The 12,851-nt window shown below is 36.9% G+C and carries 13 protein-coding genes; 12 read left to right on the top strand and 1 reads right to left on the bottom strand.

Translation table 11 applies throughout. The features are described 5' to 3' along the window. The 5 genes from pknB to spoVM all read left to right on the top strand — a co-directional run bounded on the left by pknB (position 1) and on the right by spoVM (position 4,402). Positions 1 to 1,953 carry a Stk1 family PASTA domain-containing Ser/Thr kinase gene (gene pknB / locus LRP83_RS05730; RefSeq protein ID WP_230495719.1) on the top strand — a complete coding sequence of 651 codons (1,953 nt, stop codon included), beginning with the start codon at positions 1 to 3 and terminating at the stop codon, positions 1,951 to 1,953. Between the two features lie 34 nt (positions 1,954 to 1,987). Further along, positions 1,988 to 2,869: a ribosome small subunit-dependent GTPase A gene (gene rsgA, locus LRP83_RS05725; protein WP_230495718.1), complete on the top strand. Its 882-nt coding sequence runs from the start codon at positions 1,988 to 1,990 to the stop codon at positions 2,867 to 2,869. Positions 2,870 to 2,871: 2 nt separating this feature from the next. After that, positions 2,872 to 3,516: a ribulose-phosphate 3-epimerase gene (gene rpe, locus LRP83_RS05720; protein WP_230495717.1), complete on the top strand. Its 645-nt coding sequence runs from the start codon at positions 2,872 to 2,874 to the stop codon at positions 3,514 to 3,516. Between the two features lie 66 nt (positions 3,517 to 3,582). After that, positions 3,583 to 4,230 (top strand): thiamine diphosphokinase, encoded by a 648-nt coding sequence (locus LRP83_RS05715; RefSeq protein ID WP_230495716.1) that lies wholly within the window; start codon positions 3,583 to 3,585, stop codon positions 4,228 to 4,230. A gap of 91 nt (positions 4,231 to 4,321) precedes the next feature. Continuing rightward, positions 4,322 to 4,402 carry a stage V sporulation protein SpoVM gene (gene spoVM, locus LRP83_RS05710; RefSeq protein ID WP_230495796.1) on the top strand — a complete coding sequence of 27 codons (81 nt, stop codon included), beginning with the start codon at positions 4,322 to 4,324 and terminating at the stop codon, positions 4,400 to 4,402. A 142-nt stretch (positions 4,403 to 4,544) separates the two neighbouring features. Here the strand turns inward: spoVM and rpmB are convergent, their stop codons facing one another. Continuing rightward, on the bottom strand, positions 4,545 to 4,733 hold the full coding sequence (rpmB, locus tag LRP83_RS05705; RefSeq protein ID WP_230495715.1) for a 50S ribosomal protein L28: 189 nt from the start codon (positions 4,731 to 4,733) through the stop codon (positions 4,545 to 4,547). 435 nt (positions 4,734 to 5,168) lie between these two features. On the opposite strand from rpmB, the gene LRP83_RS05700 reads away from it, so the two are divergent. The 7 genes from LRP83_RS05700 (at position 5,169) to plsX (ending at position 12,843) form a co-directional block, all read left to right on the top strand. Further along, on the top strand, positions 5,169 to 5,531 hold the full coding sequence (locus LRP83_RS05700) for an Asp23/Gls24 family envelope stress response protein (protein ID WP_230495714.1): 363 nt from the start codon (positions 5,169 to 5,171) through the stop codon (positions 5,529 to 5,531). Between the two features lie 41 nt (positions 5,532 to 5,572). Beyond that, positions 5,573 to 7,249 carry a DAK2 domain-containing protein gene (locus LRP83_RS05695; RefSeq protein WP_230495713.1) on the top strand — a complete coding sequence of 559 codons (1,677 nt, stop codon included), beginning with the start codon at positions 5,573 to 5,575 and terminating at the stop codon, positions 7,247 to 7,249. A 148-nt stretch (positions 7,250 to 7,397) separates the two neighbouring features. Further along, positions 7,398 to 8,060 (top strand): L-serine ammonia-lyase, iron-sulfur-dependent subunit beta, encoded by a 663-nt coding sequence (gene sdaAB, locus LRP83_RS05690; RefSeq protein WP_230495712.1) that lies wholly within the window; start codon positions 7,398 to 7,400, stop codon positions 8,058 to 8,060. Between the two features lie 151 nt (positions 8,061 to 8,211). Then, positions 8,212 to 9,096: an L-serine ammonia-lyase, iron-sulfur-dependent, subunit alpha gene (sdaAA, locus tag LRP83_RS05685; protein WP_230495711.1), complete on the top strand. Its 885-nt coding sequence runs from the start codon at positions 8,212 to 8,214 to the stop codon at positions 9,094 to 9,096. Further along, positions 9,093 to 11,141, top strand: a complete 2,049-nt coding sequence (recG, locus tag LRP83_RS05680) for an ATP-dependent DNA helicase RecG (protein ID WP_230495710.1) — start codon at positions 9,093 to 9,095, stop codon at positions 11,139 to 11,141. The genes sdaAA and recG overlap by 4 nt, the downstream gene beginning before the upstream one ends. A 124-nt stretch (positions 11,142 to 11,265) precedes the next feature. Continuing rightward, positions 11,266 to 11,832, top strand: coding sequence for a transcription factor FapR (fapR, locus tag LRP83_RS05675; protein ID WP_230495709.1), 567 nt, complete (start codon positions 11,266 to 11,268; stop codon positions 11,830 to 11,832). Positions 11,833 to 11,847: 15 nt separating this feature from the next. Continuing rightward, entirely contained in the window at positions 11,848 to 12,843 is a 996-nt protein-coding gene (gene plsX, locus LRP83_RS05670) for a phosphate acyltransferase PlsX (RefSeq protein ID WP_230495708.1), read from the top strand. Positions 12,844 to 12,851 lie beyond the last annotated feature (8 nt).

The raw sequence follows: 12,851 nt of genomic DNA, 5'->3' as shown, positions 1-12,851 counted from the left end.
ATGATTAATGGGAAAAGAATAAGCGGTCGTTATAAAATCATAGATATGATTGGTGGAGGCGGGATGGCAAATGTCTATCTTGTCCACGATATGATATTAGACCGTGATGTAGCTCTTAAGATGCTGCGATTGGATTTCGCCAATGACGAAGAATTTATCCGCAGATTTCATCGTGAAGCTCAATCGGCTACCAGCTTGGCTCATCCAAACATTGTAAGCATCTATGATGTTGGAGAAGAAGATGGGCTATATTATATTGTAATGGAGTATGTGGAGGGTCAGACATTAAAACAATACATACAGCAAAATGCCCCACTCAGAGTGGATGAAGCTATAGAAATTATGAAACAGCTTACTTCAGCCATTTCTCATGCACACCAAAACCATATTGTACATCGGGATATTAAACCTCATAATATATTGGTAGACAGAAAAGGGAATGTGAAAATTACTGATTTTGGCATAGCTATGGCCCTTAGTGCTACAAGTATCACCCAGACAAATTCTGTACTTGGATCTGTGCACTATTTATCTCCAGAACAAGCAAGAGGTGGTACCGCTAATAAAAAATCTGATATTTATTCACTTGGTATTGTTCTGTTCGAGCTATTAACTGGAAGATTACCCTTTTCAGGTGAATCAGCCGTATCGATAGCTTTAAAACATCTTCAATCCGAAACACCTTCACCTAAAAGGTGGAATCCGACTTTACCACAAAGTGTTGAAAACATCGTTTTAAAAGCGACTGCAAAAGATCCATTCCATCGCTATAATAGCGTAGATGAATTAGAAGAAGATCTATACACAGCATTAGATCCAAATCGCATCGATGAAGAAAAATTTTCAATTCCTTTAGACGATGAGGCTACAAAAGCTATACCTGTCATAACGTCAGAGCGTCCATTTAAAAATTTAGATGAAACAATTGTGATGAAAAAAGGTGCGGCTACAAATGTGGAATCACACCTAAAGCCTGAAAAGAAAAAACGAAAAAAATGGCCATTTATATTAGTTAGTTTAATCTTCGTTATGCTTTTGGGGATTTTTACAGTTACTATATTACCAGACTTACTCGGTCCTGATGAAGTAGAGGTTCCAGATGTTAGTGGGCAAGAATATAACAAAGCTATATCAGACCTGGAAAATGAAGGGTTTAGTATTGGAGAGAAAATCGAAGTAAATGACCAAGAGATTCCCGTTGGTTATATCATCAAAACAAATCCTGCTGCTGGAAAAACAGTAAAGGAAAATGCAACCATTGATCTTTATATTAGTAAAGGTAAGAAAAAGTTTGAGTTATCAGATTATGTTGGTAGACTTTACGATGATGTTTATCAATTAGTAAAGGATAAAAACTTTAAAGATATTAAAAAAAATCAAGTGTATGATGCTAGTGAACCGGGCACGATATTGGAGCAATCTCCTGCGGCAAATGAGGAAATTATCGCAGAGGATACAATATTAGAGTTTACTGTGAGTAAAGGCCCAGAGTTAATTAAGTTAAAAGACTTAACAGGCTTTAACCAAAAGAGTGTGGAAGAATACTTAGAATCCACCGGGTTAAAAATTGATTTATCAAATTCCGAATATCATGGAACCATTCCTGAAGGAACTGTGATTAGGCAGTCCCCAGAGCCCGGAACAGAACTAAAAAAAGGTGATATAGTTAGAGTAATTCTCTCAAAAGGGAAGGAAGAAATTCCGCCTAAAACAGTAAAGGTACCGGTATTTATACCATATGAGCCATTAGTCGAGGGTACACCTCAAGTAGTCAGAATTTATATTGAGGATATGACACGGAGCATGACAACTCCTTACGAAACCTTTACTATAACAGGACCAGAAGAGCGGATACTTGAATTCTTAATCCCATATGGTGCAAAAGCAGGATATAAAATCTTTAGGGATGACGTTGTGATAGAAGAAGAGCCAGTAGATTATCCAGAAGAGTAAATTTGAATAGATTAAAAATGCAAGGAGCGTTGCTATGCCTGAAGGTAAGATTCTTAAAGCGTTAAGTGGATTTTATTACGTGATTAGTGGTAGTGAGATCGTACAGTGCCGAGGTCGTGGGGTTTTTCGGAAAAATAAAATAACTCCACTAGTGGGAGATGAGGTCGTTTTTCAAGCGGAAAATGAGTTCGAAGGATATATTCTTGAAGTGAAGGAACGAAAAAATGAACTAGTCCGACCGCCAATTGCCAATGTTGATCAAGCTCTACTCGTATTTTCCGCTGTCGAACCTTCCTTCAGTACAGCGTTACTGAACCGGTTTCTCGTTTTAGTTGAGTATAATAATATTCAACCTCTTATAGTAATAACAAAAATGGATTTAACAAATGATAAAGAGAAGTTACAAATTAATAAATATGCAGATGAGTATCGGACAATTGGTTATGAGGTGTTGCTTACTTCTTCTGAGACCGAAGCTGGCCTGGAAGAACTATATCCTCATTTAGACGGGAGAATTTCTGTATTTGCCGGTCAGTCAGGGGTAGGGAAATCATCATTATTAAATGCTTTAAAGCCTGATTTAGACTTGAAAACAGATATTATTTCATCCCATTTAGGTAGAGGAAAGCATACAACCCGTCATGTAGAGCTTATTAAGGTAGCAAATGGTTTGGTAGCGGATACTCCTGGATTTAGTTCATTAGAGTTTACAGAAATTGAGCAAGAGGATTTAAATTACTGTTTTCCAGAGTTTGAGCTTGCTAGTGAAAATTGTAAATTTAGAGGCTGTCTCCATCTTGCAGAACCAAAATGTGCCGTAAAATCCGAGGTTGAGAATGGCACTATCCCGGAATACCGTTATTCAGATTATAAGGATTTTATTCAAGAAATTAGAGATCGAAAGCCGAGGTACTAAATATGGTAAAAATAGCACCATCCATTCTTTCAGCTGATTTCGCAAGGCTTGGAGAAGAAATTAAGGATGTTGAAATTGGCGGGGCTGATTATATCCATGTTGATGTTATGGATGGACATTTTGTCCCGAATATTACAATTGGTCCTTTAATAGTAGAGGCCATACGACCAATTACTACACTGCCACTTGATGTTCACTTAATGATAGAAAATCCAGACCAGTATATCGAGGCGTTTGCTAAAGCTGGCGCGGATTACATAACCGTACATGTAGAAGCTTGTAAACATCTACATCGTACCATTCATTTTATTAAATCATTCGGGGTGAAAGCTGGAGTTGTTCTTAACCCAGCTACGCCAGTCGATACGATTCAACATGTCCTGTCTGATGTGGATATGGTTTTATTAATGTCTGTGAATCCTGGTTTTGGAGGACAGGCTTTTATTCCTGAAGTGACTAAGAAGATAAAAACCTTAAGAAGAATGATTGATGAGAAAGGTCTACAAGTTGAAATCGAGATTGATGGTGGGGTTAATGAGTTGACTGCAAAACTTTGTATTGAAGCAGGTGCTACAGTTCTAGTGGCTGGTTCAGCGATATACAATCAAAAAGACCGCGCAAAAGCCATTGCGACATTAAAAGGTTAAATAATATATGTATAAAGGCTGACCATAAAAGGTTAGTCTTTTTTTCTAATAAAGGTGAGTGAAATAATGATCATAAACATATTAGCTGGGGGCCCGATGGCATACTTGCCAAATTTACATGATTATGAAGGTAGTGACAGTATTTGGGTTGGGGTCGATCGAGGTGTATTTACCCTACTATCGATGGGGATAAAACCAATATATGCTTTTGGAGACTTTGACTCGGTATCTAAAGAAGAATTAGAAATTGTTGAGAGTGAGGTCCATCATCTCCATAAGTATCTTCCAGAAAAGGATGAAACAGACCTAGAACTAGCTCTTAAATGGTCTATGAAACAATCAGCAGACAAAATAAACATTTTTGGTGCTACAGGTGGCAGATTGGATCATTTTTTTGCTAATGTTCAATTATTATCTCAAGCCTTTTCAGACAATGTGAGTTGTGAGATGTCCATCATCGATCAAAAAAATGTCATATTTCTAAAAGAAGCAGGCACATATACTCTACCAAAACTCAACGATAAAAAGTATATTTCTTTCTTACCGTTAACCTCAACTATAGAAAAATTAACTCTTCAAGGTTTTAAATATTCTTTAATAGATAGGAATATTTCAATAGGTTCAACACTATGTATTAGTAACGAACTTATTTCTAATTATGGTACTTATTCCTTTTCAGGCGGCATATTAATAGTGGTAAGAAGTCAAGATTGATAGCGCTGTTTTTGGTACTTAATTGGTTCTTTTGAATAAGATGATTTGTGTAAAAAACAATGGTTGTGCAAATGTAGTGAGGAGGGACAATATGAAGTTCTATACGATTAAACTGCCGAAATTTTTAGGCGGACTTGTCCGAGCAATGATTGGTGCCTTTAAAAAAGATTAGAAAAAGGAATTTGCGAACAGGTTATTCAGACAACCTTTAAAATAAAAGTACCCTTTTCTTAAGGGTACTTTTATTTTGGGCTCATTATGGTGAAAATAAAAAAGACATCCCAAAAGGATGTCTAGTTGATTAAAACAAAAGACTATACGCGTTCTACTTTTCCAGAACGAAGAGCTCTTGTTGAAACCCAAACACGCTTAGGTTTACCGTCAACAAGAATACGAACCTTTTGAAGGTTTGCACCCCATGTACGCTTAGTAGCATTCATTGCGTGGGAACGAGCGTTACCAGAACGAGTTTTTTTACCAGTTACTACACATTTACGTGGCATATAATTTCCCTCCTTACGATCAAAAGCTGAAATTACTTTCAAGCTTATTTTATAAAGTTTGGACAATCTGTTAATGTTAATTAGAAAAACGAATAGTACATGTTTTTCATACTCAAACACACTTTAATAATTTATCATACAACTTGTTTGAATGCAATACTTGTAAATAAAGCTTTCAAGAAAAATGACTTGACATAAGATCTTTTTAGAACCATTAGCTATTAATTACAAATAGTAAAAATCGGCAATTGGATTTTACGCTTGGGACTTATTACTAATTAAGTGTAAATACCGATTTGAATAAGGAAAAGAGCAATTTAAAAGTATATATTCGGAATGGGAAAAAGGACTTTAACAACTATCGCTTTCAAAAATGAATATCATATAGTAAAATGTGTGTAGTCAAGGAGCAATTTTCCAAAGGGGGAACGACTCATGTCCATTGAAATGAAAACAAAGTTCGGCCAAATTGATATTTCTAATGAAGTTATTGCAACCATCGCTGGTGGAGCTGCTGTTGATTGTTATGGGATCATCGGAATGGCATCAAAAAATCAATTAAAGGATGGTCTTACTGAAATTCTACGAAGAGAGAATTTCACACGCGGCGTGATCGTTCGTCAAGAAAATGAAGAAGTACATATTGATATGTATATCATTGTTAGTTATGGTACGAAAATTTCAGAAGTTGCTCATAACGTCCAATCAAAAGTGAAATATACGCTTGACAAAACAGTCGGCCTTGCCGTGGATTCAGTTAATATTTTCGTACAAGGGGTTCGAGTGATAAACCCGTAAGTTCGTTGTTTGTTACGAACATTAGTGAGGAGGAAAGATTTGTGTCAATTACCGCATTAGATGGAAAACGTTTTGCTGAAATGGTGGTTCAGGGATCTAATCACCTGTCTGCCAATGCCAAAATGGTAGATGCATTAAACGTTTTTCCTGTGCCTGATGGCGATACCGGAACGAATATGAACCTATCTATGACGTCTGGAGCAAAGGAAGTAAAAAATAATATCCAGGAGCATATTGGTAAAGTTGGGATCGCATTATCAAAAGGTTTATTGATGGGAGCTCGAGGGAATTCCGGAGTTATTTTATCACAGTTATTCCGTGGTTTTTCTAAATCTATAGAGCAGAAGTCAGAAATTACTGGTAGGGATTTTGCTCTAGCATTAGAATCTGGAGTCGAAACAGCTTATAAAGCAGTTATGAAGCCCGTAGAAGGAACGATATTAACCGTTGCAAAGGACTCTGCCAAAAAGGGAGTTCTTGTATCTAAAAAAGAAACAGATATTATCGTTATTATGGAAGAGGTTTTGAAAGAAGCAAAGGCCTCCTTAAATCGAACTCCCGATTTGTTACCGGTCTTAAAAGAGGTTGGAGTAGTAGATAGTGGTGGACAAGGATTAGTATTTGTTTATGAAGGATTTCTAGCTGTTCTAAAAGGAGAAAGCCTACCTGAAGTTACAGATTATACTGTAAACATGGATTCACTTATCAGTGAGGAACACCATAAATCAGTTCAAAGTCATATGAACACAGAAGATATTGAATTCGGATACTGTACCGAATTTATGGTTAAATTTGATGATGAAAAAATGACTGAAAACTCCTTTTCAGAGGAAAATTTCCGTAACGAATTAAGTAAATATGGCGATTCTTTATTGGTTATTTCAGATCAGGAAGTTGTAAAGGTTCATATCCATTCAGAACAACCTGGTGATTGCTTAAGCTTTGGACAAAAGTTTGGAAGCTTAATTAATATTAAGATTGAAAATATGCGCCAACAGCATTCCAATATTGTGGGGGAATCTCATACCGCAACAATTGAAAAACCAATATTAAAAGAAAAACAAGAATATGGGATTGTAACGGTATCTATGGGAACCGGTATTGCTGAATTATTCCGTAGCATCGGAGCACATGCAGTAATTGAAGGTGGACAAACAATGAATCCAAGTACTGAGGATATTGTTAAAGCCATTAAAGATGTAAATGCAAAAAAAATTATTATTTTGCCTAATAATAAAAACATTATAATGGCTGCTCAACAAGCTGCGGATGTTACAGACGAAGAAGTAATTGTTATACCATCTAAAACAGTTCCTCAAGGTATGACAGCCTTACTAGCCTTTAATCCTAGTGCTAGCCTCAAGGCTAATGAAGTAACGATGGTTGAGGCCTTAAAGCATGTTAAAACAGGTCAAATTACATTCGCTGTAAGAGATACAAGTATTGAAGGACTTTCCATTGAAAAAGATGACTTTATGGGAATAAACGAAGGTAAAATCATCGTTAAGAATAAGAATAAATTAGAAGCTGCAAAGGAACTTCTAGAAAATATGTTAGATGAAGATTCCGAAATTTTGACCATTTTGCAAGGCGAAGAAACGAATGATCAAGAAGTGGAAGAGTTAGTAAGCTTCATCGAAGAGAACTTCGAGGATGTAGAAATTGAAATCCATAAAGGGCAACAGCCTTTATATTCTTTTATCTTTGCAATCGAATAGTAAATCGATAAAATAGAAGGGGCTCCCTTCTATTTTTTTATTGAATTACTGGGAAATAAATAAAATTGGAGCCAAACAGATAAGTTTCTAATATAATTATAATAGATACGTTACAAAAGTATGAAAGATGGCATAGGGGGAGAAACCTTTGAAATATAAAAGTGTATTTGATATTATTGGCCCAATTATGATTGGACCTTCAAGTTCACATACTGCAGGTGCAGCAAGAATAGGCCGAGTTGCTAGAAGTATCTTCGGTCGTGAACCTAAATGGGCATCCATTTCATTATATGGATCTTTTGCACAAACCTATAAAGGCCACGGGACAGATGTGGCTTTAATCGGTGGAATACTAGATTTTGATACAGATGACGAAAGAATTATTAAAGCTATAGATATTGCAACTGAAAAAGGGATGAAGATAAGTTTTGTAGAAGAAGATGCTATCACAGACCATCCGAATACAGCTAGAGTATTTATTGGTGATGATCAAGGAGAACTTGAATTAGTTGGAATTTCCATCGGTGGCGGTAAGATTGAAATTATTGAATTAAATGGTTTTGAATTAAAGCTTTCTGGCCATCACCCTGCGATATTAGTTGTTCATAATGATAGATTTGGGGCAATAGCGAATGTAGCTAGTGTTCTTGCTAAACATGAAATTAATATTGGACATATGGAAGTTTCCCGTAAGGAAGTTGGTAAGCTTGCGTTAATGACCATTGAGGTTGACCACAATATTGAGGATTTTGTCTTAAGTGAAATTGAACAGCTTCCAAATATTCTTAGGGTAACAAAAATTGTTGATTAAAATCTAGCTGAGTCTAGTTTCAGCGGCTAGCCCCTCGAGGTCATAAGCCACTCCATGAATGAAGGCAAAAAACGCCTTCCTTCAGAGCTTGTCTTATGCTTGTCGGGGCTGACCAAGGCGCTTTCGCTTTTTAAAATAAGGGGGAATAAGTATGTTTCGTAATGTTGCAGAGCTAGTTGAGTTAGCTGTGAGTCAAAATAAACAAATTTCAGATATTATGATTGAACAAGAAATGAAAGTACGTAGGACTACACGTGAAGAAATAATGGGTCTAATGGAACGGAATCTTGTTGTCATGGAAGAAGCGGTAGAAAAAGGAATTAAAGGTGTTCGATCTCATTCTGGACTAACAGGCGGCGACGCTGTTTTAATGCAAAAGTATATTGAAAAGGGTAATTTTCTCTCTGGACAAACCGTATTAGAGGCTGTTAGCAAAGCTGTTGCTACAAATGAAGTAAATGCAGCTATGGGTACTATTTGTGCAACACCAACAGCTGGGTCTGCTGGAGTTGTTCCAGGAACTCTCTTTGCAGTCAAAAATAAATTAAACCCTACACGTGAAGAAATGGTGAAATTTCTATTTACTTCTGGGGCATTCGGATTTGTAGTTGCAAATAATGCTTCGATTTCAGGAGCAGCGGGAGGTTGTCAAGCAGAAGTAGGATCAGCAGCTGGAATGGCAGCAGCGGCTATTGTAGAAATGGCTGGCGGAACCCCTCAACAATGTGCTGAAGCGATGGCGATTACGTTGAAAAATATGCTTGGCCTTGTTTGTGATCCTGTGGCAGGATTAGTAGAAGTTCCATGTGTAAAACGAAATGCAATGGGTGCAGCAAATGCAATGGTTGCTGCTGACATGGCATTAGCGGGTATATCTAGTCGTATCCCTTGTGACGAAGTTATTGAAGCCATGTTTAAAATTGGGCAATCTATGCCAACTGCTTTAAAAGAAACTGCTCAAGGGGGTTTGGCGGCAACACCGACGGGTCGTGCTTTAGAAGCGAAAATTTTTGGTATTCCTTTAGATAAAAAATGAGTCAAGAAATTAATCAATCTGTAACCGCCATTACAGGTATTGGTGAAGAAACCGCTGAAGCTTTAACAGAGATTAAGGTTTATACTATTAAGGATTTATTAGAGTATTTTCCCTATCGATACGAGGATTATCGAATAAGAGATTTAGCAGATGTAAAGCATGATGAAAAAGTGACGATTGAAGGGAAGGTTCATAGTGAGCCTTCTCTTATGTACTATGGTCGAAAGAGATCTAGATTAACTGTACGTGTATTAGTGGATAGGTATTTAATCAATGTTATCTTTTTTAATCAGCCATATTTAAAAAATAATATGGAAATAAATACCCCGATTACAGTGACGGGTAAATGGGATCAGCATCGCCAAACCATTACCGCCAACGAGATGAAAAAAGCGGGTAATTCGCAAAAAAAGGAGTTCGAACCCGTTTACCATATTAAGGGAAGTTTAACGGTAAAAGGGCTAAGGCGGTTCATCCAGCTTGCTATATCCCAATTTGGGGCTAACATTGAAGAAAATTTACCTCAAGATTTGTTAATGAAGTATCGGCTATTGAATCGTCGGGATGCCTTAAGGGCCTTACATTTTCCTCTTTCAGAGACAGATGTCAAACAAGCACGAAGAAGATTTGTCTATGAAGAATTTTTGTTATTCCAAATAAAAATGCAGGCTCTTCGAAAGTTTGAACGCGAAAATTCTAAAGGGATTTCACAAAAATTTGAAAATAATAAATTAAAAGAGTTTATTAGTAATCTTCCATTTCCGCTAACAAATGCCCAAAAAAGAGTAATAAATGAAATTTTAACCGATATTAAATCTCCGGTTCGAATGAATCGACTGTTACAAGGGGATGTAGGCTCTGGTAAAACGATTGTTGCGGCCATTTGTTTGTATGCAACGGTTAATGCAGGTTTTCAAGGAGCGCTAATGGTCCCAACCGAAATTCTCGCCGAACAACATGCAGAATCCCTACGTGAAATATTTAACCCATGGAACATTCAATGTGAGTTACTTACAAGCTCGGTAAAAGGAAAAGAGCGAAGAAGAATTCTCGAAAAATTAGAGCTAGGAGAAGTTGACATCCTTATTGGGACACATGCACTCATACAGGATGAAGTCGTATTCAAAAACCTTGGACTTGTCATCACGGACGAGCAGCATCGCTTTGGAGTGGAGCAGCGAAGGATTCTTCGTGAAAAGGGTGAAAGTCCTGATGTATTGTTCATGACTGCGACACCTATTCCGAGAACCTTGGCTATTACAGTGTTCGGAGAAATGGATGTTTCTATCATAGATGAAATGCCTGCTGGTAGAAAGGTGATTGAAACCTACTGGGCAAAGCAGGATATGCTAGATCGGGTATTAGGGTTTATGGAAAAGGAACTTGTAAAGGGTAGACAAGCTTATGTGATTTGTCCATTAATAGAAGAATCAGAAAAATTAGATGTCCAAAATGCAATAGATGTTCATGCGATTTTAACCAACCATTTCCACAACCGTTATCAAGTTGGGCTAATGCATGGAAGATTGTCTAGTTCTGAAAAAGAAGAAGTTATGAGAGCATTCAGTGAAAATGAAAGGCAAGTACTTGTTTCAACTACAGTAGTTGAAGTGGGGGTCAATGTACCTAATGCTACCTTTATGCTAATTTATGATGCTGAAAGATTCGGTCTATCACAGCTACATCAACTAAGAGGTCGAGTCGGCAGGGGAAGTGAACAATCCTATTGCATTTTACTTGCTGACCCGAAAACAGAAGTTGGTAAAGAAAGAATGAAAATTATGTCCGAAACAAATGATGGTTTTGTTCTAAGTGAGAAAGATTTAGAATTGAGGGGACCCGGTGACTTTTTTGGTAGAAAACAAAGTGGCCTTCCTGAATTTAAAATTGCTGACATGGTGCACGACTACAGAGCACTGGAAACAGCACGAGATGATGCGGCAAAACTAATTCAATCGAATAACTTTTGGCATTCGGACGAATATCAACCATTAAGAAGCTATCTACAGCTATCAGGTATACTTACTGGAGAAAAATTAGATTAATATAAAAATAATAGTTTAATAACAGTAGCAGATGCAAAGTTCAAATGAATTTCTTGCAATCTGCTTTTTTTACTTTTATACTACTATTAGTACCTAGTCATAATATCTCGGACGGTGTAGAATAATGAGACTAAATAAAAAAGAACGTCAACAAATGTTGATTGAAACAATAAAGGAGAATCCTTTTATTACAGATGAAGATTTAGCTGATAAATTTACTGTTAGTGTTCAAACTATCCGATTAGACCGGTTAGAGCTCTCGATTCCAGAACTTAGGGAACGGATTAAAACAGTAGCTGAAACACGTTTTGAAAATGAAGTGAGATCTCTGCCTATTGAAGAAATAATTGGGGAGATTATTGATATACAGTTAGATCATAGTGCTATTTCCATATTTGATGTAAAAGAAGAGCATGTTTTTAAACGAAATCAAATTGCCCGTGGTCACCATTTATTCGCTCAAGCAAATTCATTAGCCGTTGCAGTAATTAACGATGAACTAGCATTGACGGCTAAATCAAATATTCAGTTTAAACGTTTAGTAAAAGAACATGAACGGGTGATTGCAAAAGCTAGAGTGGTAAAGATTGAACAGGAAAGTGGCAGAACTCAGGTCGAAGTAAATAGTTTTGTTAATAATGAACTTGTCTTTACAGGGAATTTTGATATGTTTCGTTCCAAAAATAGTTAAAAGGATTTGATTAATATGAAACTCGCCATCGATGCAATGGGCGGAGATAACGCTCCAAAAGAAATTGTTTTAGGGGCTATGAAAGCTATTTCCCATTTTGCAAATTTACATATAACACTTGTGGGGGATGAAACAAAAATAAATCCCTTATTAACAAATAAAGAACGAATTGATGTTTTACATACAGAAGAGGTAATTCTAGGAACGGATGAACCAGTACGAGCGGTCAGAAGAAAAAAGAATTCCTCCATGGTCCTAGCAACTCAACTAGTTGCTGATGGGAAAGCAGATGCCTGTATTTCTGCTGGAAATACAGGAGCTCTTATGGCAGCAGGTTTGTTTGTAGTTGGTCGAATAGAAGGAATTGAACGTCCTGCCTTAACGCCGACTTTACCGACAATTGGTGGCGAAGGGTTTTTACTTCTTGATGTTGGTGCAAATGTCGATGCTAAACCAGAACACCTCCTACAATATGCCATTATGGGTTCCATTTATAGTGAAAAGGTTAGAGGGATACAAAATCCACGTGTTGGTTTGTTAAATATAGGTACCGAAGAGAAAAAAGGTAATGAGTTAACGAAGCACTCGTTCGAATTGTTAAAAGGAGCACCTATCAATTTTGTCGGCAATGTGGAAGCTCGTGATTTGCTAGAAGGTGTGGCCGATGTTGTCGTTACAGATGGTTTCACTGGAAATATGGTGTTAAAAACAATTGAAGGAACGGCACTCTCCGTTTTTAAAATGTTAAAAGGGGCTTTAACTAGTAGCATAAAAAGTAAACTTGCAGCTGCGGTGTTAAAACCAGATTTATATCAATTAAAAAATAAAATGGATTATTCCGAATATGGTGGTGCAGGTCTTTTTGGGTTGAAAGCACCTGTTATAAAAGCACATGGTTCTTCTGATGCGCAAGCCATTTTTAGCGCAATAAAACAAGCTAGCTTAATGGTTGATCAAGACGTTACACCACTAATTAAGAAAGCAATTGAAAAACCGAATGAAACGATTTAAATAAGGGG

The sequence above is a fragment of the Pseudoneobacillus rhizosphaerae genome, from assembly GCF_917563885.1.
GTDB classification, from domain to species: domain Bacteria; phylum Bacillota; class Bacilli; order Bacillales; family Cytobacillaceae; genus Pseudoneobacillus; species Pseudoneobacillus rhizosphaerae.
Note: the sequence above shows the minus strand (reverse complement) of the source record. Positions and strands in the feature narration are given on the sequence as shown.